Source organism: Agrobacterium sp. H141 (assembly GCF_057158725.1).
On the sequence record NZ_CM169893.1, the window covers coordinates 1,221,774 to 1,245,016 of the forward strand.

The following is a 23,243-nucleotide window of genomic DNA, read 5'->3' on the forward strand; positions in this document are numbered from 1 at the left end:
ATATCGTCCCTAACATAGGTTCGCACTGTCGCCTTGCCAAGGTAAACAGCAACACGAATGTGTTTTCCGTCAATAACCTCTAAAGAGGCGGCGTCAAACAGCTTTCCACACCGATCAACTGCGCCAGGGCATTGGCGAGTTCGAGCTCGAAAACAGGCATGAAACGATCATAAGCACCGAGCACCGGGCGGCACTCGATATCGACATTCAACGATGCGCTTGAGGTTGAAAGTACAGCCGTATGCGAGAAATGCGGCAGAATGCCGGTAATATGGGCTTTTATGCCCGGCGGCAGCGTGTCGCAGTCGTCCGGGATCTCCGCTGTGCGGTCGGCGGAGACCGTGACCGGCTTTGACCCCTTATTGGTGATGTGAAAGCGCCCATCCCAGATGGCGTTCTCCCCGGGTTGCAAGACCAGCGACTTTACGCCGCGCCTCTCGCGCATCAGGAACAGCCCGCTCTTGTGGCGAACCAGCAATGTTCGTGCGGCGGTCATCCGTCCGCTCTCAGTCGAGGCGATGAAACGCATGACTTTATCCATCGCCTCGCGGCCGGGCAGATAAGCGCGTCCACCCGTCACAGAAAGCAGGGCCGCCAGGGCGTGGCGTAGAGCGGTTGCGTCGGATTGCAGCATGTCGGGCGACAGGTGGAAGACGGTCTGGGCATAAGCAGTCGCATGGCGGTGCAAAAGTTCAGCCGCAGATTTTCCCAGCATCCTGCGCCGTTCGCCGGCGTTTTGATCGATGTTGGTGTCGGCGTCGTCAGCGATTGCCTGGCGGGTGCGCACGCGTTCGTAGTGGCGATCGTCATTGCTCGGATCGTCGATCCAGCCCATGCCGTCCGCGCGCAGCACATTCCTGATGTCGACGCGACGGCAGTTGAGCAGGGGACGCAGGATCCAGATGCTGCGGTTATACAGCATGGCGTCTGCCATTCCGGCCAGACCGGTATCGTCTTGCCTGCTGCTGCGGGTCGCGCGCATCGCAATGGTTTCGATCTGGTCATCCAGGGTGTGGCCGGTGACAATGGCGTCAGCCTGCAGTTCGCGGGCCGCATCGGCAAGCAGAGCATATCGTGCTTCGCGCGCCGCGGCAGAAATGCCGGTCGGTGGCTTATCCGCGTCCCACCGGCGAATGACATGGGAAATACCGCGTGTGCGGCAGAGACTGGCGACCTCAAGCGCTTCGTCAGCGGCTTCGGGGCGCAGCGCATGGTCAACCGTGGCAGCGGCCAAGGATACATGGGGAAATGGTGCTTGGGAAATCTCTTTGTGGAGAATGTGAAGAAGGCCGGTGGAGTCGCTTCCGCCTGATATGGCGACAAGAAGCCGGGTGGGCTTTTCTAGCTTGTCGAGGAAGTGCCGGATTGCAAGGTTGGGCGCAAGTGCGTCAGTCATCTAAGACGTCGCGCCGCGATCAGCAGCTCAGACGCTTGCGCTCGCTTGCAACCTTGTTGGTGATGGCGCGCGAGGCCTGGGGATAGCGTTTGCCGACTTCGGTATAAATCGCGCAAGCCGTATCCTTGTTGTCGAGCTGTGCCATCGACATGCCAAGCTTCAAGAGCATTTCCGGTGCCTTTGGCGACATGCTATAGGCCTGATGCGCGTTCAGGAAGGTCTTGGCCGCGGCGTTGAAGTCGCCCTGGGAATACTGGGCTTCGCCGAGCCAGAAATGGGCGTCGGCGATTTTCTTGCTATCGGGATATTCGCCGATGAACTTGGTGAACTCTTTTTCCGCGACGCCGTAATCGCCGGAGAGAACGTGGCTATAGGCTGCCTGATAAATGTCATCGCCGCCGGAGAGTGAGGCGGTATGTGCTTCCGGTCCGGCGTCGACACCGGGCAGGGTGCTGCTGTCGATCGCTGCTTCCTGGTTCTCCGTCTGAAGCGAGCCCTCGTTCAAGGTGGTGCCGACGGGCATGCCGTTGGCATCCAATTCGATCGAGCCCAGCGTTTGCTCCGGCATGCCAAGGCCGGAGTCGCCAGAATTCGGTAGGGAGCCTGCGTCTGCCACGGAACTCTGGGTCTGCCCGCCGTCTACGGGTTTATCCAGGGCGCCGCTTTTCTTTACGCCGCCGCCTTCCAGCTCCTGAAAGCGGAATTCGTTATCTTCCTGATATTTACGCAACTGTTCCTGCATTTGCAGCAACTGGAAGCTCATTTCCTCGATCCGGCCATTGAGGTTGCGGATCTCTTCCTGAAGCTGGGTCACGCTTGCAGGATCGGCTGCCTGGGCCAGATGAACCGTCGGCTGATCAGCGGCCGGCCTTGCCTCGTGATGCCCGCCAAACAGACCGTGCGGAAACAGCTGAAACGCGGCCGCGGCACTATAGCTTCCTGCCAGCGGGGCCAACGAGATCAACGCTGCCATGACAAGTCTTTTCATGTCTCTCAAATCCTGTCGTTCCTTGAGTCGTGGCGCAAATGGCGCTCTCGCCAGAGTTTTTCAAATTGTTGGCAAAAAGCAACCGAAGTTCGGCCAAAGTGTGGAGAAATGCAAAAAGGCGGCCTTTGAAGACCGCCTTTTCGTCATAGACTATGCCGGGTGTCAGAGACCGGCGCCACCGCCGATAACGGTAACGGCGCGGCGGTTCTGCGACCAGCAGGAAATATCGTCGCAAACGGCGACCGGACGTTCCTTGCCGTAGGAGATCGTCTTGATGCGGTTGGCCGGAATGCCACGCGAAACAAGGTAGTCGCGGGTTGTCGCTGCGCGGCGGGCACCAAGCGCAAGGTTATACTCGCGGGTACCACGCTCGTCGGCGTGGCCTTCGACCGTGATCGGATACTGCGGATACTTCATCAGCCACTGGGCCTGACGATCGAGCGTCTGCTGGGCATCGGCGCGAACCGACGAACTGTCGGTGTCGAAGAAGATGCGGTCGCCAACATTGACGGTGAAGTCCTGGGTTGAACCAGGCGTTGCCGAACCCGCGCCGCCAAGGCCAAGCTCGGATGCGCTGTTGGGCAGGTTTTTCTTGGATGCGCAGCCCGCCAGAGCCAATGTCATGGCCAGGGCGACGATGGCTGGATTGGTCGCCAGCTTCTGCATACGGCTTTTTGCCGGGGAAATAGTGCGGCTCATGGCCGGTCTCCTTGATATCGTCGGGGCATTATCGTCAGGGTTTCCGGAGAGTAACCGTACTCGGTTAATCGACCGCGAAGAAACATGGTTAACAGATCGTGAAATGAACCCTCAAACCCCTTGATTCGCCGCATTTTGCGGCGAAAAAGCGGCGATCTTGAGGCCTATTCGAGGAGCGGTGACCAGGCCGGGTCGGAAGCATATGCCGGGGTGCGGATCAGCTGTTCGTTATAGCCCGTCAGATCGATGGAATAGAGCTGCGGACCACCGGCGCCGGCGGCCTGGCGGAAGAACATGATGACGCGACCATTGGGTGCCCAGGTCGGACCTTCGTTATGGAAGCCGGTTGTGAGGATACGCTCACCAGAGCCGTCCGGCTTCATCACGCCGATGGAGAATTTGCCACCCGACTGCTTGGTGAAGGCGATAAGGTCGCCGCGTGGCGACCAGACCGGGGTCGAATAGGAGCCATCGCCAAAGGAGATGCGCTTCTGGCCGGAGCCGTCTGCGTTCATCGTGTATAGCTGCTGGCGGCCGCCGCGGTCGCTTTCGAAAACGATCCGTGTGCCATCCGGTGCATAGGAAGGCGAGGTGTCGATGGCGGCTGTATTGGTCAGACGCGTGGTCGTGCGCGAACGCAGGTCCATGGTGTAGATATTGGCGTTTCCGTCCTGCTGCAGGCTCATGATGACACGCTGGCCATCGGGCGAGAAGCGTGGCGAGAAGGTCATGCCGGGGAAGTTGCCGACCACTTCGCGCTGGCCTGTCTCAAGCTGGAGCAGGTAGACGCGCGGTTGCTGGCCTTCGAAGGACATGTAGGTGACTTCCTGACGGCTCGGCGAGAAACGCGGCGTCAAGACGATGTATTTGCTGTCGGTCAGCATGCGAACGTTTTCGCCGTCCTGGTCCATGATGGCGAGCTGGCGTTTGCGGTCGAGCTTGGTGCCCTGTTCGGAGACGAAGACGATGCGGGTGTCGAAATAGCCCTTTTCGCCGGTAATGCGTTCGTAGATGGCATCGGCAATGATATGGGCGACCCGGCGCCAGTTTTCCGGCTGGGTGAAAAACTGCTGACCGGTCATCTGCTGGGCTGCGACCGTGTCCCACAGACGAAACTCGGCGCGCAGGCGGCCATCCGATTCCTGGGTGACGCGACCGACGACAAGTGCCTGGGCGTTGATGACCTTCCAGTCCTCAAGGCGCGGTGCCTGGTCCGGATTGGAAATCTTTTCGATGAAAGCCTGGTGGCCGATGGGCGCAAACAGGCCGGAGCGTTTCAGGTCGGCCTCGATGACCGCCGAGATCTTTGCGCCAACATCGCCGTTGGAGACGAAATCCGTCACCGCAATCGGTAGAGGCTCGACATTACCCTTGTTGATGTTGATCTCCACCAGGGCGAAAGCCGGAGTGGCAAACACCCCCGCCAGCGCTGCGGCTGCAACGAGAATGCGAATGAGGGCTGATTTGATCATCTTGAGGCCTTTCAGCATTAAAGAGCCAGGTCACTGGGATCGAAATTGACGACGACTTCCGACCAGGCATCATATTTATCGCGCGGAAGGTTTTTGAATGGCGAGGATTTGAGAACGGCACGACGTGCACCGCCCATAAGAACCTGACGAGCCGAGTCCGAGCCGCCACTGGCGGTCACCACGGGTTCGCCGACAATGGCGCCGGACTCGTCCAGCTGGAACTTCACCTGGATACGAACGTCCGCACTGTCGGCAATGCCGGGGATGATCGTCCAGTTGTTCTGGATCTGGCCGCGCAGGGCATCCATCTCGCTCTGGCTGAGCTTGGAACCGGATGTGGTCTTCTTGCCGCCAAGCGCTGCTTCGTCCGTCGACCGCTTGGCACCGCCATTGGCCGGTGCCTGCTTGTTGAGGATAGCTGCAACCTCACTGTCGAGGTTGAAGTCACTGTCCTTCGACGTCTTCGACTTCGCGGTTTCCTGCTTCTTTTCATCCAGCTTGCGGTCGGGCGTCTTGGCAGTCTGGGCCTCGGCTTTTTCAGGCTCGGGTTTCTTTTGCTCTTCCGGCTTAGGCTTGGGTGCAGGCTTCGGCTTGGCTTGTGGCACCGGAACGGAATCGGGTAGCGGGATTTCCTCGGCGGTCTCCTGCTCGGCAGGCGCTTCCGGTGCGGCGTCAGCCGTCGGCTGCGGCGTCACTTCGCGTGGCGGTTCGGCCTTCGCTGCCACTTCGGTTGCCGGAGCGGTGTCGGTTTCTTCCTTGATGATCTGCTCGATATCGTTGGTCTCGTTGTCGACCTTCGGCGTCGGCTTTTCGACCTTTTCAGGGGCGGCGGCAATCTCGACACTATCCGGGCGCTTGTCCGGTGTCGGCGGCGCCTCGACGTCGACCTTGTTATCACCGACGTTCTGGGCGTTCTCGACTATGTCAGGTCGCGTGGTCGGGACGGGCGCTGCGAATTCGCGTGCGGTTGCCTTCTTGTCGCCCTGCTGGATCTGGGTGATTTCCTCGATCGGCACAATGTCGACCGGCAAAGCCTCGACGTCAGCGACATCGAAGGATTTGGGCGCACTGATGCTCACCAGTGCCCCGACGAGCACGAGGGTGTGCAGGATAGCAGATGTGACAAGACTGCCCTTCATCTGACGGATCAATTGCCCTGTTCTTGCAGCGTTACCAGACCGATATTCTTGAAGCCCGCAGACGAAATGCGGGCCATGACTTTCATCACGGTACCGTAGGCAGCAGCGGTGTCGCCGCGCACATAGATGCGTTCATTATAGCCGGTTGTGGCAATGGCTTCGAGTTTCGGCACGATGTCGTCGAGCGCGATGGCCGTTTCCTGCAGGTAGATTTCACCGGCAGGATTGACCGAGATCGTGATCGGCTGCGTATCGGCGTTCATTGCCTTTGCCTGCGTTTCCGGCAGGTCGATCGGAACGCCAACGGTCATCATGGGGGCGGCGACCATGAAGATGATCAGCAGCACGAGCATGACGTCGACGAGCGGCGTAACGTTGATTTCACTGACAAGGCCACGATTGCCGCGACGCGACCGACGACCGCGCCGTCCGCCTCCGCTACCCTGTGACCCAGCTGACATTCCCATGGACTTGCTCCGGTGTGTCGTTTGCGACGGGCAAAGCTGTTACTGCGCGGCCTGGCGCGGCTGCAGCTTTTCGTCGATCTGGCGCGAAAGGATGGCGGAAAATTCGTCCGCGAAGCCTTCCATACGGGCCGACAGCTTGCCGGCCTCGCCAGAGAATTTGTTGTAGGCAATGACCGCCGGAATAGCGGCGACAAGACCGATTGCCGTTGCCAGAAGTGCCTCGGCAATACCGGGAGCCACGACGGCAAGGTTTGTCGACTTCGATCCGGCGATTGCCTGGAAGGAGGTCATGATACCGACAACCGTACCGAAAAGGCCGATAAAGGGTGCGGCAGAGCCGATGGTGGCAAGAGACCCCAGACGCGATTCAAGCTGTTCGGCTTCTCGCGCCAGCGTCACATCCATGGCGCGGTCGATACGCATCTGCAGGCCGATCGGAGAGCGGGCGCCGCGTTCGAAGCTCTTCTTCCACTCGCGCATGGCGGCAACGAAGATCGCGCCGAGGCCCTTGTTGGAGCGTTCGGCAAGCGTGCGATAGAGTTCCTCGAGCGACTGCCCGGACCAGAACACCTGTTCGAACTGGTCGAACTGGCGACGAATGCGACCGTAACTGACGGCTTTGTCGATGACGATTGCCCAGGTCCAGATCGACGCGCCGATCAGACCGAGCATGACCAGTTTCACGACGATGCCAGCCTGCAGAAACAGGGACCAAAGGCTAACCTCTGTCGCTGCGGCCAATCCAACTTGTTCCATGCTTACCTGCCCCCGAAATCCAAACGCCCGGCACAAGACCGGGCGGTTTACGGCTTACCTGCTCGATTTGTGCGTTTTGATGACCAACGCCCACTTCGCCTCAAGCTACTTATCCAGCCTTCTTGCCTTCAATTTTGGTGAAAGGAAGGCGTGCGCCGCACAAAAAAGCGTTAGTAGAGTAAGACTACATTATGGTTAACGAAGTGTTAGGATAAAGGTGCTGCCTACGGAAAGACTGTCCTACGCCAGCAGTTTTTCGGCCAGACCATCCGGCAGACGGCGGGGGCGACCCTCGCGATTTATGAAGGCGATAACAACTCTGGCACAGACAATGGGTTGATCGCCCCGGAAAATCTCCTGCACCATGATCGTTCGTGCGCCGCCTGCCTGTTCCGTCGTGGTCCGGATGGTCAAAATGTCGTCCATTCGGGCAGGGCGCTTGAAGTCGATCTCGATGCGATGAACGACGAAGGACAGGCTCTCTTCGGGTGAGGCGTAGAGGGTGCTCTGATTGATGCCCAGGCAGCGCAGATAGTCGGTACGGGCGCGCTCCATAAAGTGCAGGTAACGGGCATGATAGACGGCGCCTGAAAAGTCAGTATCTTCATAATAGACCCGCTGGACGAGTTCATGACCCCGTTGTGCCAGTCGACCTGAAATTGAAAACTGAATATCCGTCATATGCTTGCCTTGGTTCACTTGTGCGTTGAATGTCGGGGAACGGCCCCAGTCATGCCACGTTGTCGTACTGTCATATAGTGGCATTATCACGTGTTGAAGGTTTCAAAGACCAGGAGTTGATTCCATGAAGATAGCCATTATGGGTGGTGACGGGTTTGTCGGCTGGCCGACATCGCTCCATCTCTCCGATGCTGGACATGAAGTCCATATCCTCGACAATCTCTCCCGACGCTGGATCGATACCGAGCTTGGCGTGCAATCGCTGACGCCGATGGACTCGATCCAGGAACGGACCCGTATCTGGCATGCGGAAACCGGACGGCGCATCCATTTCCACCTGATCGACCTTGCCAGGGACTATGAGCTCTTAAAGAACTGGCTGGCAGACGAGCGTCCGGATGCGATCGTGCATTTTGCAGAGCAGCGTGCCGCCCCCTATTCGATGAAGAGCGACCGTCACAAGAATTACACCGTCAACAACAATGTCAGTGCCACGCATAATCTGTTGAACGCGGTGGTCGAACTGGGTCTGGATGCGCACCTTGTCCATCTCGGCACAATGGGTGTCTACGGGTATTCGACTGTGGGTGCTGCGATCCCGGAAGGCTATCTGCCGGTCGGGATCGAAACCACCTCGGGTGAGACGGCAAGCCAGGAAATCCTCTATCCGGCCAATCCCGGTTCGATCTACCACATGACCAAGTGCCTGGATCAGTTGCTGTTCCAGTTCTATGCCAAGAATGACGGCATGCGCATCACCGATCTGCATCAGGGCATTGTCTGGGGGACCCATACCGAACAGACCCGCCGTCACCCGCAACTGGTCAACCGTTTCGATTATGATGGCGATTACGGCACGGTGCTCAACCGCTTTCTCATCCAGTCGGCGATCGACTATCCGCTGACAGTACACGGGACTGGCGGTCAGACGCGCGCCTTCATCCATATTCAGGATTCCGTGCGCTGCATCGAAATCGCGCTCAAGAACCCGCCCGAGCGGGGATCCCGCGTCGAGATCTTCAACCAGATGACCGAAACACACCGGGTGCGGGATCTGGCCGAAATGATCTCCAGGCTCACGGGAGCACAGATCGCCTGGCTGCCGAACCCGCGCAAGGAGGCCGCCGAAAACGAGCTGGTGGTGAAGAACGAGAAATTCCTCGGCCTTGGTCTTGAGCCAATAACCTTGAAAGAGGGATTGCTGGACGAGATCGTCGAGGTGGCGAAGAAGTTTGCCTATCGCGTGGATCGCTCTCGCGTGCCGTGCGTCTCGGCATGGACCAAGGACATTGCCCAGACCATCGACCGGGACCCGGAAGGCAAGAGGTTGAAATCGGTGTCATGATCTTTGGCTCTGAGACATTGAAGGGCATCAGGCCCGCGACGACCGCCCGTTCGCGACAGGCCTTTGTGACGCTTGTGACCAATGCCGATTATGCCATGGGTGCGACAGCGCTCGCGCGTTCGATCATGCACAGCTACACCTCTGCCGATATCGTCGTGCTGCATACGGGGGGCGTGGACGAAGCGGTGCTGGCGCCGCTGTCGGAACTCGGTTGCCGGCTGGTCGAGGTGGAACACCTGCCCATGTCCGATGGTTTCAACGAGCGCCATGCGCGCGGCAATCTCCATTCGGCGGCCCCTTTTACCAAGGGTCGAAAGCCGGATTTCCACTCGCCGCTCGACAATTTCTGCAAGCTCCGGCTGTGGCAGCTGATCGATTACGAAACCTGCGTCTTCATCGATGCCGATGCGATCGTACTTCGCAATATCGACAAGCTGTTTGACTATCCGGAATTCTCTGCGGCGCCCAATGTCTATGAGAGCCTTGCCGATTTCCACCGACTGAATTCCGGTGTCTTTGTCGCCAAGCCATCGCTTCGAACTTACAACGCCATGCTGGAGCGCCTTGACGAGCATGGCATGTTCTGGCGGCGTACGGATCAGACATTTCTGGAGAACTTTTTTCCCGACTGGCAGGGCCTGCCGGTGTTCATGAACATGCTGCAATATGTGTGGTTCAACCTGCCGGAGCTGTGGGACTGGAACCAGATTGGCGTTCTCCATTACCAATATGAAAAGCCTTGGGAGAAAGACCATCCGAAGGCCGCAAAGCTGAAGCCGCTGATCGATCTTTGGTACGCCTTTCATGACGGGCGGGACATCCCCGATATCGCATCGCTGCACAATCCCGGCAAAGCAGAGGCCGCATGAAGGTCCTTGTTTCCGGGGGAGCGGGGCTTGTCGGGCGCTATCTGGTCGAAGGGCTGCTGACCGCCGGCTATCAGGTGACCGTGGGTGGCAGAACAGCGCCACATGACACGCTCTTTCCCTTGCCTGTCGACTTCATACCGCTGTCGCTCGATCCCGATGCAGACCACTCCTGCGCCTTCGACGACGCCTACCATTTCGTTCACGCAGCCTTCGATCATGTGCCGGGGCGCTATCGTGGCGGGGAGGGCGATGATCCCCAAGGGTTTCGTCGCCGCAATCTGGATGGAACGGTCAGGTTATTCGAAAGTGCCAAGCGGGCTGGCGTTCGGCGTTGTGTGTTTGTCTCCAGCCGCGCCGTCTATGACGGATTGCCGGATGGCACCGTGCTTCACGAAGAGGCTGCCGCAAAGCCGACATCGCTTTATGGAGAAGTCAAGCTTATGGCCGAGCAGGTACTGGCTGAACTGTCATCGCCGGGATTTGCCGGCGTTAGTCTCAGAGCGACCGGCGTCTATGGCAATCTCTTTCCGAACAAATGGGACGGGATGTTTCGCGACTATCTTGCAGGCCGTCCTGTTGCAGCACGCGCTGGCTCCGAAGTTCATGGGCAAGACGTCGCGGCCGCTTTGCGGCTGGTGCTAGAGGCTGACACCGCAAGGGTCAGTGGACAGGCTTTCAATATCTCCGACATCGTCACGGATAACCGCGATATCCTGTCTCATTTTCGCGATGCGATCGGCTCGAAGCAACCGTTGCCGAAGCCTGCTGCCAAGAGCCGGATTGCCCGGATGACAACCGACAAAATCTCTGCGCTAGGCTGGCAACCGGGCGGAACGGCATTGCTGCGCGACACTATTGACGACTTGTCTGCGCGCTATCTGCAAAAATAGATCTCCCCCGCTCGCGGCAAGGGAGATCCGCAGAACCTAATGCGCGGCAACTATGCCGGCAATCACACCGGATGCGATGCTGATCAGCACAAAGTCATTATCGACCTTGACCCAGCGCTGATCGGGGCCGGGCTTGCGCAGGCCGTGACGCTTGTAGTCTGTGACCTTGGAATGCTTGTTCCAATTGCTCATGTGCTGGCCTTTTTGCCAATGCTTCTTCACTACGACCTTCTTGGCCGGGTGCTTGTTGATCAGATATTGCTGCTGCGGCTGTTTGTGATCGCCATGCGTTTGCGCCTGCGCCATCGGGGCGGCCATCAACATTGCTGCAATCGAGATCAAGAGTGCTTTTTTCATGACGGTTCCTTTTTGTTGTCTGTGATAACAACATAGGGCGCGTCACATGAATGGGAAGTGAACGTATTTGTTACGATTTTGTAATGAATTCAATTATTTGAAAGTGTATTCTTTGTGGCCGTTTCTCGGTCGCAGACGTAATCCCAAGCCCCAATTAGCGCATCAATTCGTCTTCGTGCCAGCCGAGCATTGCCATGTCATCGGCCCGTGCCGATGCATCGTCGCCAACGACAAATTCATCGAGCTGTGGCGGTTTGATGCCTGTGCCGGACAGCATGGCATGTACTTGTCCTCTGTGATGCGTCTGATGCTGGAAGAGGTGGGTGAGGATATCGTCCCTGCGCTCTGTCTGAATGCGATTGCCGCGATGGACTTGGCATGGTCTGCCAAGATCGCTCGCACTGGCGCTGTCGCAGAGAGCCAGAAGGCGTATATCGACCTCGGCCTGTGCGCGCGTCAGGTTGTTCAGTTCGAGATATGGCTCCTCGTTCGCCCATGCCTTCGGTCCCAGTGTGCCACCTTCCAGTGCGTCGACATAGAACCAGTCGACCACGAGAATGTGGTTCAGGGTCGCCCGAATGGAGGGGAAGAAGCCAGTGCGCGGGGCTTCAAATTCCCCGACGCCAAGTTTTGCGCAGGCCGCGTGAAGGCGCAGATTGGCAAGGCGGTTGTTGCGGGCGAGTTTGCGAAAAACACGGCTTGGGTCGTAACCGTCACCGGACATTCTATTCGTCCTCCAGCGTCAGCCTGAACTGAGCCGCCTCCAGATCCTTGGGCGGCTGCATGCCGAGATGCTTCCAGGCATTGCCGGTGAGAACGCGGCCGCGCGGGGTTCGCTGGATGAATCCCTGCTGGATCATATAGGGCTCGATGATGTCTTCGATCGCGTCGCGGGGTTCCGAAAGTCCGGCGGCGATGGTTTCGATGCCGACCGGGCCGCCGCCGAAATTGACGGCGATCATGTTGAGATAACGCTTGTCCAACTGGTCGAGACCCATGTTGTCGACCAGCAGGCGGGTCAGAGCCTCATCCGCGATTTCGCGGGTGACCGCGTCGGCGCGCGCGACTTCGGCAAAGTCGCGAACGCGGCGCAGCAGGCGACCGGCGATGCGCGGTGTACCACGGGCGCGGCGGGCAATTTCGCGGGCTCCCTCATCGGTCATGCCAAGGCCCATCAGCCTTGCACCGCGACGGACAATCAATTCCAGTTCCTCGACGGTGTAGAAGGCGAGGCGGACCGGAATGCCGAAGCGGTCGCGCAACGGCGTCGTCAGAAGCCCCAGGCGTGTGGTTGCCGCCACCAGCGTGAACTTGGACAGGTCGATCTTGACCGAGCGGGCAGCAGGGCCTTCGCCGATGATGAGGTCGAGCTGGAAATCCTCCATCGCCGGGTAGAGAATTTCCTCGACCGCCGGGCTTAAGCGGTGGATCTCGTCGATGAAAAGGACGTCACGCTCTTCAAGATTGGTCAGAAGGGCAGCGAGGTCACCAGCCTTGGCGATCACCGGGCCTGAGGTCGAGCGGAAATTCACGCCCAGTTCCTTGGCCATGATCTGCGCGAGCGTGGTCTTGCCAAGGCCCGGTGGGCCAACGAACAGGACATGATCCAAGGCCTCGCCACGGTTTTTGGCGGCTTCGATGAAAATCTTCAGGTTTGCGCGCGCTTCTGCCTGGCCGGTGAACTCGTCCAGCGACTGCGGGCGCAGCGTGGCGTCGATGTCCTCGCCCTTCTTTTCCGGCGACAGAATGGGATTGGGTGTATTCATGCAAGCAGTTCCATGCCGGGCGGGCGGGCCGTGGCTTTGTGGTCAAAGGTCTTTGTCACGCTGCATCCTGCCCCGGTGGCCATATCGGCAATTATGCAGTCCAAGAGATCTGCGGTGGCGGCACGACCGCTTTCCGGCAGGTCGTCGAGAAAGTCTTCATCTTCGACCAAAAATCGCTCTGCGGGAAGACGCTTCTGCAATGTCTGGGCAAAGATCTGGTTTTGGCAAGGGGATCGACGTTCCAACACCGATGCTGTCTCTGCGACACCCTTAAAGGGTGCGTATGAAGGGACATTCAAAGAGCGGGCGGCGATGAACGTTTTCGCCAGTGCGAATTGCTCCGGGTCGTGCAGAAATTCTGCCAAATCCAGGGCATTCTTGTTTTTCACCCGTCGATAAATCCTGTCGCCCTGGGGTCGATACGAGTTCACCTGGACAACTCCTTCAGCCCCAGGCGGATCAGTTTGGCGCTGTCGGCGTCCTCGCCTGCAGTCTTCATGGCCGCGGAGACGGCATTGGCGGCCTGGTCGCGCGAATAGCCAAGATTGGTGAGCGCCGACACCGCGTCGGACACGGGAGCGGAGGCCACGCCTTCGCCCAGTTCCTGTTTGAGGCCGATAGAGCCTGAGGCTTCCCCCGCAAAGGCCGGCGCCTTGTTCTTCAGCTCGGTCACGATCCGCACTGCCACTTTGGGGCCGACACCCGGTGCGCGGGAGACGGCGGTCTTGTCCTGAAGCGCGATGGCATTGGCCAATTCCGATGGGGTGAGGGTGGAGAGCACAGCAAGTGCGACCCTGGCGCCCACACCTTGCACGCTTTGCAACAGGTTGAACCATTCACGCTCCAGCGCGCTCGTGAAACCGAACAGTTTCAACTGGTCTTCCCGTACATAGGTCTCGATGAAGAGCACGACGGCTTCGCCAACGGAGCCCATGCGCGACAGTGTTCGGGCGGAACAATAGGCGACGTAGCAGACGCCGTGTACATCGACGAGCACATAGTCATCGCCGATTTCCTCGATAGTGCCTTTCAGCTTGCCGATCATGGTGTTGGTTCCGTCAGGGATGGGTTTCGGGAGTGATCATAACGAGAGACGGGAAGTAGCTGCGATAGCGTGCTGCATCCCGCGTTAAAAGTCTGTGGGCATTGATATTGGCATGGGCGCCGATTAGAAAATCCGGCAAGGTGCGTTCTTTCAATCCGCCAGTCCTGCAGTAATCGAAGTGCGCTTTTCCCGCACGATAGGCTGCCTCGTAAGAGAGTTGCTCTCGCTTGAAGCTGAGCCAGCCAATCGCCCGGTTGATATCGTTTTCGCTTAAAGGGGAGGCTGATATTTCCGACCAGATGATCGGATTCAAAATCAGGTCGCCTTCGTCTCGACAACGCTTCAACGCCGCAAGTGACCAGTTTCGAAACGGTGACGCCGGTCCAAGCACGTCGATCAGGATATTGGTATCAACGACGGTCGAGGTCATCACCGGCCCCCCTTAGCCAATCCATATACTGGTCTGTCGTCATGCCTTGAGTATCGAGGGTGCCCTCTACGCTTTTGGCCCAGTCATCGAAACTTTCGAAGTCCGGCTTGAAATCTCCGGTCTTTACCAGAAGTACGCCATGATCCGAGGGAACGAATTCCACCTCCGAACCTGGACCGATCTTCAAATGGTCGCGGATTTCCTTCGGGATCGTGACTTGGCCCTTGATGGTGACGCGCATTGTAATACCTCTGCGGTATTACTTAGATCGACGATGAGAACAAGTCAAGAACGAATTAGCTGGCGGCCAGCAGCTTGCGCATGCGATCGCCACCGCGATTATGGGCATGGCAAATGGCAATGGCCAGTGCGTCAGCGGCATCGTTGCCCTTGAATTCAGCCTTGGGCATCAGGATTTTCAGCATCATGTGGATCTGTTTCTTGTCACCGTGGCCGACGCCGATCACGGATTTCTTGACGGCATTCGGCGCATATTCGGCAACCTGCAATCCTGCGCGGGCAGGGACCAGCATGGCGATGCCGCGGGCCTGACCGAGTTTGAGGGTGGCGACGGCGTCCTTGTTGACGAAGGTCTGTTCGACGGCTGCCTCATGCGGTTGATAGCTGTGCACCACCTCTGCCAGACCATCATGAAGCTGGCAAAGGCGGGAGGCGAGATCCATATCGCCGTCGGATGTCACTGTGCCCGAGGCGACGAAGCGCAGCGCGTTTCCCAGGGTTTCGATAATGCCCCAGCCGCAGCGTCTGAGGCCCGGATCTATGCCGATGATACGAATCGTGTTGGTCATGAGTCATCCTAGCTTTCGGGCTTGAAACCTGCCAGCGATAAGTGAACAAAACAAAAACAAAACTGTGAAGGCGGCAATTCGATTTTACCGCACCGCTGGCACTGGGCAGATCAGCGCCTATATGAGTGAAAAGATCATCAAAGCCCGAAAGTGACGTTCCCCATGGTTCCGTTTTCCATTCTTGACCTATCCCCGATTTGCGACGGACAGACGGTGTCGGAAGCATTGGAGGCCACCCGCCTGATGGCGCAGAAGGCAGAAGCCTGTGGCTACAACCGCTTCTGGCTTGCCGAGCATCACGGCATGCCGGGAATTGCCAGTGCCGCGACCTCTGTGCTGATCGGTCATGTCGGAGCTGCCACCAAGACGATCCGCATCGGCTCCGGCGGCATCATGCTGCCCAATCATTCACCCATGGTGATCGCCGAACAGTTCGGCACGCTTGCCGCGCTCTATCCCGGACGTGTCGATCTTGGGGTCGGCAGGGCGCCGGGCACAGATATGCGCACTGCCATGGCGTTGAGACGCAATCTGGAGGCCGGCGCGGAGAACTTCCCGCGCGATATCATGGAATTGCAGATCCTGATGGGAGATGCCGATCCGGAGCAACCGATCCGCGCCTATCCCGGCACGGGCAGTCATGTGCCTGTCTGGCTTTTGGGCTCAAGCCACTACAGCGCTCATCTGGCAGCGGCACTCGGGCTGCCATACGCCTTTGCCTCGCATTTCGCACCGGATTCTCTGATGGATGCGATTGCCATTTATCGCGATCGCTTTCAGCCGTCGGAACGGTTGCAAAAGCCGAAGGTCATGGCGGGTGTCATGGCGGTGCTCGCCGATAGCGATGAAGAGGCTCGGTATCTGTCCACCTCGCTCACCCAGCAATTCCTCAACCTGCGGCGAGATGTTCGTGTGCCGTTCCCGCGCCCGGTCGACAATGTCGATGAGCTGGGGACGCCGATGGAGCGGATGGGTGTGGAGCACACGCTTCGCTATGCCATCATCGGTTCGCCCGAGACGGCGCGCAAGACGCTATCCAGCTTCCTCGCCGAGACGGAAGCCGACGAGGTCATCGTCTCGATGCCGATCCACGATGTGAAGGCGCGGCTCCATTCGGTCGAGTTGTTCTCGGGCCTTGGCCAGATGGCGCAGGCGGCGGAATAGCAATAGCGCCACATCACGAACCTGGGTCGGGTGTTTCTACTCAGTTGCGATTACTTTCAAGTGCCCCGTTTCGGGGCATTTTTTGTACTCGAAATCAGTATAGTCACTTGATTTCGTTGATGTCAGACCCGGCCCCGCGGGATGAAACTTGGTAAAGATACGTGGTTAAGCGCTACTTAACCTTTCCCTTCTATTATCCATGACGGATCATAACAGCGCCTTCTGTTGGGGCGGCCGGGATCACAACGGATTTTGGAGTTTCAAATCATGAAGATGAGCCTTTTCGGTGCAGCCGCCGTATTATTTGCAAGCACGTCCGCTTTTGCGGCCGACGTTTATCAGCCGGAGCCTGCACCATTTATCGATGCACCGGAAGTCACCGTCAGCGAAGCCTCTGGCTGGTATCTGCGCGGCGATCTTGGCTATTCGTTCAACGATTTGCGGGGCGCTGAATATTTCCAGGGGAGCAATAGCAACCTTGTCGATTTCGGCAGTGCCAAGTTGAAGAACGGCTACACGGTCGGGGCCGGTGTCGGTTACCAGATGAACAATTATCTGCGCGGCGACCTGACATTCGATTACATGACAAAGAGCGACTTCCGCGGTTCGACAAACGGTGAGTGCGGTGCCGGGCCGGTTGCCTGTACATCCTCAGACTATTCGTCTCTGACCGCCTACACGCTGATGGCCAATGCCTATGTCGATCTTGGCACCTATGGCTACTTTACACCCTATGTCGGTGGCGGCCTTGGCGGCTCCTACGTCAAGTGGAAAAACCTGAACAACACCGCATGCCCAGACGGCGGTGGTGCCTGCGATGATACCGTTACCCATGGCGGTCGTGGCAACTGGCGCTTTGCCTATCAGCTGATGGCCGGTGCTTCCGTCGACCTGACCTGCAACGTCAAGGCCGATGTCGGCTATCGCTTCCGTCATACGCTGGCCGGCGGCATGTTCGGTTACGCCGAGAATGGCGGTCCGGGTCGTGACAAGGGTTTCTACAGCCACGAAATTCACGCCGGCGCACGTTACTCGTTCGGCGGTTGCGATCAGCCTGTCTACACGCCTGAGCCGGAACCACTCGTCTACAAGTAATCCCTCTCCAGTCGGGATCTTGAAAGGTCGTCCTTCGGGGCGGCCTTTTTTGTTTTGAGGTCAACGGGATAGGAGGCTCTGCATCTGTCTCGATCGTGTTTGCTGATGCTTCGATGCCGGTATTCACCGGTTCGGATGCGTCACAAGATTTTCCGAGAGCGACGTGAAATTCGCTTGACGGAAAATTCGGACAGGCATATTCACGACGGCGGGACACCTCTCCCCAACGAGAGGCTAACTATCTGGAAGGATAGATCATGACAGAGCTCGCTAAGCCGGCATTGCGTCCGGCCAATCCCAATTTTTCTTCTGGCCCTTGCTCGAAGCGTCCCGGTTGGTCGCTCGAAGCGCTTTCCGATGCCGCACTGGGACGGTCTCACCGCGCCAAAATCGGTAAGACCAAGCTGCAGCAGGCCATCGACCTTACCCGTGAAGTCTTGAACGTGCCGGCGGATTACCGCATCGGCATCGTGCCTGCCTCCGACACCGGCGCTGTCGAAATGGCGCTTTGGTCGCTGTTGGGCGAGCGCGGTGTGGATATGCTGGCCTGGGAAAGCTTCGGCGCTGGCTGGGTCACCGATGTGATCAAGCAGTTGAAGATCGACGCTCGCAAGTTCGAAGCGCCTTATGGCGAACTGCCCGACCTTTCCGCCGTCGATTTCGACCGTGACGTGGTCTTTACCTGGAACGGCACCACCTCCGGTGTGCGCGTTCCCAATGCCGACTTCATTCCGGCAGACCGCAAGGGTCTCACCATCTGCGACGCGACATCTGCTGCCTTTGCGCAGGATCTCGACTTCGCCAAGCTCGATGTCGTCACCTTCTCCTGGCAGAAGGTCCTGGGCGGCGAGGGTGGTCACGGCATGCTGATCCTGTCGCCCCGCGCCGTCGAGCGGCTGGAAAGCTACACACCGGCCTGGCCCATGCCGAAGATCTTCCGCATGACCAAGGGCGGCAAGCTGATCGAAGGCATCTTCAAGGGCGAGACCATCAATACGCCGTCGATGCTGTGCGTCGAAGACTATCTCGATGCGCTGCTGTGGGCCAAGCAGATCGGTGGCCTCAAAGCCTTGATGGCACGCGCCGATGCCAATGCAAAGGTCATCTTCGACTTTGCAGCCAAGACAGACTGGCTGGCCAATCTTGCAAAGGTTGAGGCCACGCGCTCGAATACGTCCGTTTGCCTCACCATCGTCGACAAGGACGTGGCAGCACTCGATAACGATGCGCAGGCGGCCTTCGCCAAGGGCATGGTCTCCGCGCTCGACAAGGAAGGCATTGCCTTCGACATCGGCGCTTACCGTGACGCGCCTTCGGGCTTGCGGATCTGGGCCGGCGCCACGGTCGAGACGTCCGACATGGAAGCGCTGATGCCGTGGCTTGCCTGGGCCTTCGAGGCGCAGAAGGCAACGCTTGCCAAGGCTGCTGCCTGAGGCTTATTGCGGCTCCGCCCAAGGGCGGGGTCCCTTTCCCTGATCATACCTGTTCATCTCTTGAAGGAGGCCTCCCATGGCACCTCGCGTACTCGTATCCGACGAACTGTCGGAAACCGCCGTCCAGATCTTCCGTGACCGTGGCGTCGAAGTCGATTTCCAGCCGAAGCTCGGCAAGGACAAGGAAAAGCTTGCCGAGATCATCGGTAATTATGATGGTCTGGCGATCCGTTCGGCCACCAAGGCAACCGAAAAGCTGATCGCGGCTGCGACCAATCTGAAGGTTATCGGCCGCGCCGGTATCGGCGTCGACAATGTCGATATTCCTGCCGCTTCCAAGCGCGGTATCATTGTCATGAACACGCCCTTCGGCAATTCCATCACCACGGCCGAACACGCCATTGCGCTGATGTTTGCCGTGGCCCGCCAGTTGCCCGCCGCCGACGCCTCCACCCAGGCCGGCAAGTGGGAAAAGTCGAAGTTCATGGGTGTCGAAATCACCGGCAAGACACTCGGTGTGATCGGTGCCGGCAATATCGGTTCGATCGTTTGCTCGCGGGCCATTGGCCTCAGAATGAATGTCATTGCCTATGACCCCTTCCTGTCGAAGGAACGGGCCGAAGAAATGGGTGTGACCAAGGTCGAGCTGGACGAGCTGTTGGCCCAAGCCGATTTCATCACGCTTCACGTGCCCATGACCGACAAGACCCGCGGCATCCTCAACAAGGACGCGCTGGCCAAGACCAAGAAGGGCGTACGTATCATCAACTGTGCCCGTGGCGGTCTGGTGGATGAAGCAGCTCTTGCCGAAGCGCTGAAGTCCGGTCATGTCGCCGGTGCCGGTTTCGACGTGTTCGAAGTCGAACCTGCCACAGAGAGCCCGCTGTTTGGCCTCGACAATGTCGTGTGCACGCCGCATCTGGGTGCCGCCACCACGGAAGCCCAGGAAAACGTGGCGCTCCAGGTTGCCGAACAGATGTCGGACTATCTGGTAAAGGGTGCTGTTTCCAACGCGATCAACATGCCCTCGATCACGGCGGAAGAAGCGCCGATCCTGAAGCCCTTCATCCGCCTCGCCGATGTTCTGGGCTCCTTTGCCGGTCAGGTGACGGAAAGCCCGATCAAGGAAATCGAGATCCTCTACGACGGTGCGACGGCCAACATGAACACGAGGGCGCTCACCTCGGCTCTTCTGGCCGGCTTGATCCGCAACCAGGTGGCCGACGTCAACATGGTGTCCGCCCCGATCATGATCAAGGAAAAGGGCATCGTGCTCTCCGAGGTCAAGCGCGACAAGACCGGTGTCTATGACGGCTATATCAAGCTGACCATCACCACGCAGAACCAGACCCGTTCCGTTGCCGGGACGGTCTTTTCCGACGGCAAGCCGCGCTTCATCCAGATCAAGGGCATCAACATGGACGCCGAAGTCGGTGCCAACATGGTCTATATCGCCAATACCGACGTTCCCGGCATGATCGGCTTCATGGGCACGACGCTGGGTGCTGCCGGCGTCAACATCGCCAACTTCCAGCTTGGTCGCGGTACCGAAGGTGGAGATGCCATCGCACTTCTCTATGTCGACGAGAAGTTGAAGCAGAATGTGCTTGATGACCTTCTGGCCAATGCGGCGATCCGCCAGGCCAAGCCGCTGGTCTTCAACGTCGACTGATCACTCAATACGGCTAAAAGTTGCAGGGCCCGGTGCGGATTGTTCGCGCCGGGCCTTCTCGTTTAAGGTTGCCATGAGGGACATTAGGCCGCACTGTGCGCTCCTGACGCAGCGAAAGGACGCAATGTCGCATTGATCATGCAGCGCTTGGGTCTATTTCCATAAGCAGATATTCAACTTCGGTTTCAACCGGGAAATGCAGATCATGTTTGACACCTTCGACGCCGAGATACTGGCGCGAGCGCAATTCGCGTTCACCGTGAGCTTCCACATCATCTTCCCAGCGTTTTCGATCGGACTTGCCAGTTATCTGTTCGTGCTGGAGGGGCTGTATCTGTGGAAGAAGGACAAGGTCTATCTGGAACTGTTCGATTTCTGGAAGACGATCTTTGCCGTGGCGTTCGGCATGGGCGTCGTCTCCGGTCTGGTCATGGCCTATCAGTTCGGCACCAACTGGAGCGTTTTTTCGGACAAGGCAGGCCCCGTGATCGGGCCATTGATGGGATATGAGGTTCTGACCGCCTTCTTCCTGGAAGCCGGCTTCCTCGGGGTGATGCTGTTCGGCCGCAACCGGGTCGGCGCCGGTCTGCATTTCCTGGCCACATCCATGGTGGCGCTGGGCACGCTGATTTCAGCGACCTGGATTCTCGCTGTGAATTCGTGGATGCAGACGCCGGCCGGCTTTGCCATCAACGATGTCGGCCAGTTCATTCCTGTCGACTGGTGGGCGGTGATCTTCAATCCGTCTTTCCCTTATCGCCTCGTCCACATGGTCATAGCCGCCTACCTCACCACCGCATTTGTCGTCGGCGCTGTCGGTGCCTTGCATCTGTTGAAGCGGACGGCTCCGTTGCGGGCAGGAAAGATGTTTTCCATGGCCATGTGGATGGCCGCCATCGTTGCGCCAATCCAGATCTTTGCCGGTGACATGCATGGTCTCAACACGCTTGAGCACCAGCCTGCCAAAGTGATGGCCATGGAGGGCCATTTCGAAAGTCATCCCGATGGCGCACCGCTGATCCTGTTCGGCATTCCCAATGAGAAGGAAAAGCGGGTCGATTATGCAATCCAGATACCCAAGCTATCGAGCCTGATCCTCAAGCACGACATCAATGCACCTCTGGCCGGTCTCGACACGATCCCCGAAGAGCTGCAGCCGCCGGTGTTCATCGTGTTCTGGTCCTTCCGCGTGATGGTCGCGCTCGGCTTTGCCATGCTGGGTGTCGGGTTGTGGAGCTTGTGGGCGCGCTCGCGAGGGACACTTTACACCAGTTTCTGGCTGCACCGGGTGGCGGTCGTCATGGGGCCGGCCGGTTTCGTTGCCGTGCTTGCCGGCTGGGTCACGACAGAAGTCGGGCGTCAGCCCTATACGGTCTACGGCCATCTGTTGACATCGCAATCCATGTCGGCGATCGGCGCGCCGGCAGTTGCCGCGTCGCTGATCGCCTTTGTCATCGTCTACTTCCTGGTGTTCGGGGCAGGCACGTTCTACCTGCTGCGTCTCATGGCACGCCTGCCGAGAGATCCGACGCCGGAACTCGACGAGGGGCCGATCCGGACATCCGGCATCACACCAGCCACACCGCATCACGGAGCCCATCATGGACATTGATCTCGCATTTATCTGGGCAGCTCTGATTGCCTTTGCCGTGCTGGCCTATGTCATTCTCGATGGCTTCGATCTGGGTGTGGGCATCCTGTTTCCCTTCTTTCCGCAGAAGCGTGACCGCGACGTCATGATGAACTCGGTGGCCCCTGTCTGGGACGGGAACGAAACCTGGCTGGTGCTGGGCGGTGGCGGTTTGCTGGCAGTCTTTCCGCTTGCCTATGCCACCATATTGCCTGCGCTTTACGCGCCGATCATCGCCATGCTGCTGGGACTGATCTTTCGAGGGGTTGCCTTCGAATATCGCTGGCGCACAAAGCGCGGCAAATTCCTGTGGGACTATGCCTTTGCCGGCGGGTCGTTTCTGGCAGCATTTTCGCAAGGCATTGCGCTTGGGGCCCTGGTTCAGGGTATCCACGTCGTTGACCGTGCCTATGCCGGCGGCTGGTGGGACTGGCTGACGCCATTTTCGATTGCGACGGGCGTCGCGATGGTCATCGGCTACACGCTTTTGGGCTCAACCTGGCTGGTGATGAAAACGACTGGCGATCTGCACGACAAGGCGAAGCGTCTGGCGCTGCCGCTGACATTTGCAACGATTGCCGCCATGGGCGTGTTCAGCCTTTGGACACCGTTCCTGAAGCCTGTCTATCTGGAGCGCTGGTTCGGCTATCCGACCATTGTCTTTTCCGTCATCGTGCCGCTCCTGGTTCTGGCCTGCCTTTACCTGATCCTGACGGGGCTGAAACGCGGTCATCAGGTGCAGCCCTTTGTGGCCGCACTCGGTCTGTTCGTGCTGGGCTATGTCGGTATCGGTATCAGTTTTTACCCCTATATCGTGCCGGGTTCGCTGACGATCTGGGAGGCGGCCGCTCCGGATGAAAGCCTGGCATTCCTGCTGGTCGGTGCGGCCGTGTTGGTGCCGATCATTCTCATCTATACCGGCTATGCTTACTGGGTGTTCCGCGGCAAGGTCGATCCAGAGGAGGGCTACCATTGACAGGTCGTGTCGCGCAAACCGCCAAACGGCTTATGTGGTTCGTCGGCTTGTGGGTGGCCGGCGTGGCGACAGTTGCCATTGTCGGCGGTATCATCAAATTCTGGCTCGGCGCATAAGCGCCGGCCAGCCACAATCACCAATCATTGACCGAACTCTTCGCTATT

At 58.6% G+C, this 23,243-nt stretch carries 25 protein-coding genes; 9 read left to right on the forward strand and 16 right to left on the reverse strand.

The window, feature by feature from the left end; genetic code table 11:
• Positions 1-79 precede the first annotated feature (79 nt).
• From tilS to ybgC, 8 genes are all read right to left on the reverse strand, one after another.
• Positions 80-1,396, reverse strand: a complete 1,317-nt coding sequence (tilS, locus tag ACWPM9_RS05480) for a tRNA lysidine(34) synthetase TilS (RefSeq protein ID WP_484757024.1) — start codon at positions 1,394-1,396, stop codon at positions 80-82.
• 19 nt (positions 1,397-1,415) lie between these two features.
• Positions 1,416-2,384 carry a tol-pal system protein YbgF gene (gene ybgF / locus ACWPM9_RS05485; protein ID WP_484757025.1) on the reverse strand — a complete coding sequence of 323 codons (969 nt, stop codon included), beginning with the start codon at positions 2,382-2,384 and terminating at the stop codon, positions 1,416-1,418.
• A gap of 162 nt (positions 2,385-2,546) precedes the next feature.
• On the reverse strand, positions 2,547-3,083 hold the full coding sequence (pal, locus tag ACWPM9_RS05490) for a peptidoglycan-associated lipoprotein Pal (RefSeq protein WP_428187942.1): 537 nt from the start codon (positions 3,081-3,083) through the stop codon (positions 2,547-2,549).
• 164 nt (positions 3,084-3,247) lie between these two features.
• Positions 3,248-4,555, reverse strand: coding sequence for a Tol-Pal system beta propeller repeat protein TolB (tolB, locus tag ACWPM9_RS05495; protein ID WP_428187943.1), 1,308 nt, complete (start codon positions 4,553-4,555; stop codon positions 3,248-3,250).
• Positions 4,556-4,572: 17 nt separating this feature from the next.
• Positions 4,573-5,694, reverse strand: coding sequence for a hypothetical protein (locus tag ACWPM9_RS05500; RefSeq protein ID WP_484757602.1), 1,122 nt, complete (start codon positions 5,692-5,694; stop codon positions 4,573-4,575).
• A gap of 8 nt (positions 5,695-5,702) precedes the next feature.
• Positions 5,703-6,161, reverse strand: a complete 459-nt coding sequence (gene tolR / locus ACWPM9_RS05505; RefSeq protein WP_428187944.1) for a protein TolR — start codon at positions 6,159-6,161, stop codon at positions 5,703-5,705.
• A 39-nt stretch (positions 6,162-6,200) separates the two neighbouring features.
• Positions 6,201-6,917, reverse strand: coding sequence for a protein TolQ (tolQ, locus tag ACWPM9_RS05510; protein ID WP_428187945.1), 717 nt, complete (start codon positions 6,915-6,917; stop codon positions 6,201-6,203).
• A gap of 240 nt (positions 6,918-7,157) precedes the next feature.
• On the reverse strand, positions 7,158-7,598 hold the full coding sequence (ybgC, locus tag ACWPM9_RS05515) for a tol-pal system-associated acyl-CoA thioesterase (RefSeq protein ID WP_484757026.1): 441 nt from the start codon (positions 7,596-7,598) through the stop codon (positions 7,158-7,160).
• Between the two features lie 124 nt (positions 7,599-7,722).
• Here ybgC and ACWPM9_RS05520 point away from each other — a divergent pair, with 124 nt between their 5' ends.
• From ACWPM9_RS05520 to ACWPM9_RS05530, 3 genes are read left to right on the forward strand one after another with little or no spacing between them, the layout of a single operon-like run.
• Positions 7,723-8,943 carry an NAD-dependent epimerase/dehydratase family protein gene (locus ACWPM9_RS05520; protein WP_484757027.1) on the forward strand — a complete coding sequence of 407 codons (1,221 nt, stop codon included), beginning with the start codon at positions 7,723-7,725 and terminating at the stop codon, positions 8,941-8,943.
• Positions 8,940-9,812 (forward strand): glycosyltransferase, encoded by an 873-nt coding sequence (locus ACWPM9_RS05525; RefSeq protein WP_484757028.1) that lies wholly within the window; start codon positions 8,940-8,942, stop codon positions 9,810-9,812. The genes ACWPM9_RS05520 and ACWPM9_RS05525 overlap by 4 nt, the downstream gene beginning before the upstream one ends.
• Positions 9,809-10,702, forward strand: a complete 894-nt coding sequence (locus ACWPM9_RS05530; protein ID WP_484757029.1) for an NAD-dependent epimerase/dehydratase family protein — start codon at positions 9,809-9,811, stop codon at positions 10,700-10,702. The genes ACWPM9_RS05525 and ACWPM9_RS05530 overlap by 4 nt, the downstream gene beginning before the upstream one ends.
• A gap of 36 nt (positions 10,703-10,738) precedes the next feature.
• Here ACWPM9_RS05530 and ACWPM9_RS05535 read toward each other — a convergent pair whose 3' ends face one another.
• From ACWPM9_RS05535 to ruvC, 8 genes are all read right to left on the reverse strand, one after another.
• Positions 10,739-11,059, reverse strand: a complete 321-nt coding sequence (locus ACWPM9_RS05535) for an RcnB family protein (RefSeq protein ID WP_484757030.1) — start codon at positions 11,057-11,059, stop codon at positions 10,739-10,741.
• A 154-nt stretch (positions 11,060-11,213) separates the two neighbouring features.
• Positions 11,214-11,783, reverse strand: a complete 570-nt coding sequence (locus tag ACWPM9_RS05540) for a DinB family protein (protein ID WP_484757031.1) — start codon at positions 11,781-11,783, stop codon at positions 11,214-11,216.
• A gap of 1 nt (position 11,784) precedes the next feature.
• Positions 11,785-12,825, reverse strand: coding sequence for a Holliday junction branch migration DNA helicase RuvB (gene ruvB / locus ACWPM9_RS05545; protein ID WP_428187952.1), 1,041 nt, complete (start codon positions 12,823-12,825; stop codon positions 11,785-11,787).
• Positions 12,822-13,214, reverse strand: a complete 393-nt coding sequence (locus ACWPM9_RS05550; RefSeq protein ID WP_484757032.1) for a hypothetical protein — start codon at positions 13,212-13,214, stop codon at positions 12,822-12,824. Before ACWPM9_RS05550 ends, ruvB begins: the two co-directional genes overlap by 4 nt.
• 38 nt (positions 13,215-13,252) lie before the next feature.
• Positions 13,253-13,870 (reverse strand): Holliday junction branch migration protein RuvA, encoded by a 618-nt coding sequence (ruvA, locus tag ACWPM9_RS05555; RefSeq protein WP_428187954.1) that lies wholly within the window; start codon positions 13,868-13,870, stop codon positions 13,253-13,255.
• 13 nt (positions 13,871-13,883) lie between these two features.
• Complete coding sequence (locus ACWPM9_RS05560) at positions 13,884-14,303, reverse strand: type II toxin-antitoxin system VapC family toxin (RefSeq protein WP_484757033.1); 420 nt, start codon at positions 14,301-14,303, stop codon at positions 13,884-13,886.
• Positions 14,281-14,541 carry an AbrB/MazE/SpoVT family DNA-binding domain-containing protein gene (locus tag ACWPM9_RS05565; RefSeq protein WP_484757034.1) on the reverse strand — a complete coding sequence of 87 codons (261 nt, stop codon included), beginning with the start codon at positions 14,539-14,541 and terminating at the stop codon, positions 14,281-14,283. Before ACWPM9_RS05565 ends, ACWPM9_RS05560 begins: the two co-directional genes overlap by 23 nt.
• A gap of 55 nt (positions 14,542-14,596) precedes the next feature.
• On the reverse strand, positions 14,597-15,109 hold the full coding sequence (ruvC, locus tag ACWPM9_RS05570; protein WP_484757035.1) for a crossover junction endodeoxyribonuclease RuvC: 513 nt from the start codon (positions 15,107-15,109) through the stop codon (positions 14,597-14,599).
• Positions 15,110-15,271: 162 nt separating this feature from the next.
• Here ruvC and ACWPM9_RS05575 point away from each other — a divergent pair, with 162 nt between their 5' ends.
• The 6 genes from ACWPM9_RS05575 to cydB all read left to right on the forward strand — a co-directional run bounded on the left by ACWPM9_RS05575 (position 15,272) and on the right by cydB (position 23,079).
• Entirely contained in the window at positions 15,272-16,273 is a 1,002-nt protein-coding gene (locus ACWPM9_RS05575; protein ID WP_484757036.1) for an LLM class flavin-dependent oxidoreductase, read from the forward strand.
• Between the two features lie 267 nt (positions 16,274-16,540).
• Positions 16,541-17,368: an outer membrane protein gene (locus tag ACWPM9_RS05580; RefSeq protein WP_484757037.1), complete on the forward strand. Its 828-nt coding sequence runs from the start codon at positions 16,541-16,543 to the stop codon at positions 17,366-17,368.
• Positions 17,369-17,625: 257 nt separating this feature from the next.
• Complete coding sequence (locus ACWPM9_RS05585; protein WP_484757038.1) at positions 17,626-18,801, forward strand: phosphoserine transaminase; 1,176 nt, start codon at positions 17,626-17,628, stop codon at positions 18,799-18,801.
• Between the two features lie 76 nt (positions 18,802-18,877).
• Positions 18,878-20,473 (forward strand): phosphoglycerate dehydrogenase, encoded by a 1,596-nt coding sequence (gene serA / locus ACWPM9_RS05590; RefSeq protein ID WP_428187961.1) that lies wholly within the window; start codon positions 18,878-18,880, stop codon positions 20,471-20,473.
• 205 nt (positions 20,474-20,678) lie between these two features.
• On the forward strand, positions 20,679-22,085 hold the full coding sequence (locus ACWPM9_RS05595; RefSeq protein WP_484757039.1) for a cytochrome ubiquinol oxidase subunit I: 1,407 nt from the start codon (positions 20,679-20,681) through the stop codon (positions 22,083-22,085).
• A complete protein-coding gene (gene cydB / locus ACWPM9_RS05600) occupies positions 22,075-23,079 on the forward strand; it encodes a cytochrome d ubiquinol oxidase subunit II (protein WP_484757040.1) in 1,005 nt (334 codons plus the stop codon). The genes ACWPM9_RS05595 and cydB overlap by 11 nt, the downstream gene beginning before the upstream one ends.
• The last annotated feature ends 164 nt before the right edge of the window (positions 23,080-23,243 follow it).

Bases quoted from the DNA above. Each gene is read 5' to 3' on its own strand.
- ACWPM9_RS05500 (WP_484757602.1), bottom strand. From the start codon at position 5,694: ATGAAGGGCAGTCTTGTCACATCTGCTATCCTGCACACCCTCGTGCTC.
- tilS (WP_484757024.1), bottom strand. From the start codon at position 1,396: ATGACTGACGCACTTGCGCCCAACCTTGCAATCCGGCACTTCCTCGAC.
- ACWPM9_RS05595 (WP_484757039.1), top strand. From the start codon at position 20,679: ATGTTTGACACCTTCGACGCCGAGATACTGGCGCGAGCGCAATTCGCG.
- cydB (WP_484757040.1), top strand. From the start codon at position 22,075: ATGGACATTGATCTCGCATTTATCTGGGCAGCTCTGATTGCCTTTGCC.
- ACWPM9_RS05565 (WP_484757034.1), bottom strand. From the start codon at position 14,541: ATGCGCGTCACCATCAAGGGCCAAGTCACGATCCCGAAGGAAATCCGC.
- ACWPM9_RS05585 (WP_484757038.1), top strand. From the start codon at position 17,626: ATGACAGAGCTCGCTAAGCCGGCATTGCGTCCGGCCAATCCCAATTTT.
- ACWPM9_RS05575 (WP_484757036.1), top strand. From the start codon at position 15,272: ATGGTTCCGTTTTCCATTCTTGACCTATCCCCGATTTGCGACGGACAG.
- tolQ (WP_428187945.1), bottom strand. From the start codon at position 6,917: ATGGAACAAGTTGGATTGGCCGCAGCGACAGAGGTTAGCCTTTGGTCC.
- ACWPM9_RS05540 (WP_484757031.1), bottom strand. From the start codon at position 11,783: ATGTCCGGTGACGGTTACGACCCAAGCCGTGTTTTTCGCAAACTCGCC.
- ACWPM9_RS05580 (WP_484757037.1), top strand. From the start codon at position 16,541: ATGAAGATGAGCCTTTTCGGTGCAGCCGCCGTATTATTTGCAAGCACG.
- serA (WP_428187961.1), top strand. From the start codon at position 18,878: ATGGCACCTCGCGTACTCGTATCCGACGAACTGTCGGAAACCGCCGTC.
- pal (WP_428187942.1), bottom strand. From the start codon at position 3,083: ATGAGCCGCACTATTTCCCCGGCAAAAAGCCGTATGCAGAAGCTGGCG.
- tolB (WP_428187943.1), bottom strand. From the start codon at position 4,555: ATGATCAAATCAGCCCTCATTCGCATTCTCGTTGCAGCCGCAGCGCTG.
- tolR (WP_428187944.1), bottom strand. From the start codon at position 6,161: ATGGGAATGTCAGCTGGGTCACAGGGTAGCGGAGGCGGACGGCGCGGT.
- ACWPM9_RS05520 (WP_484757027.1), top strand. From the start codon at position 7,723: ATGAAGATAGCCATTATGGGTGGTGACGGGTTTGTCGGCTGGCCGACA.
- ruvA (WP_428187954.1), bottom strand. From the start codon at position 13,870: ATGATCGGCAAGCTGAAAGGCACTATCGAGGAAATCGGCGATGACTAT.
- ACWPM9_RS05525 (WP_484757028.1), top strand. From the start codon at position 8,940: ATGATCTTTGGCTCTGAGACATTGAAGGGCATCAGGCCCGCGACGACC.
- ruvC (WP_484757035.1), bottom strand. From the start codon at position 15,109: ATGACCAACACGATTCGTATCATCGGCATAGATCCGGGCCTCAGACGC.
- ybgC (WP_484757026.1), bottom strand. From the start codon at position 7,598: ATGACGGATATTCAGTTTTCAATTTCAGGTCGACTGGCACAACGGGGT.
- ACWPM9_RS05530 (WP_484757029.1), top strand. From the start codon at position 9,809: ATGAAGGTCCTTGTTTCCGGGGGAGCGGGGCTTGTCGGGCGCTATCTG.
- ACWPM9_RS05535 (WP_484757030.1), bottom strand. From the start codon at position 11,059: ATGAAAAAAGCACTCTTGATCTCGATTGCAGCAATGTTGATGGCCGCC.
- ybgF (WP_484757025.1), bottom strand. From the start codon at position 2,384: ATGAAAAGACTTGTCATGGCAGCGTTGATCTCGTTGGCCCCGCTGGCA.
- ruvB (WP_428187952.1), bottom strand. From the start codon at position 12,825: ATGAATACACCCAATCCCATTCTGTCGCCGGAAAAGAAGGGCGAGGAC.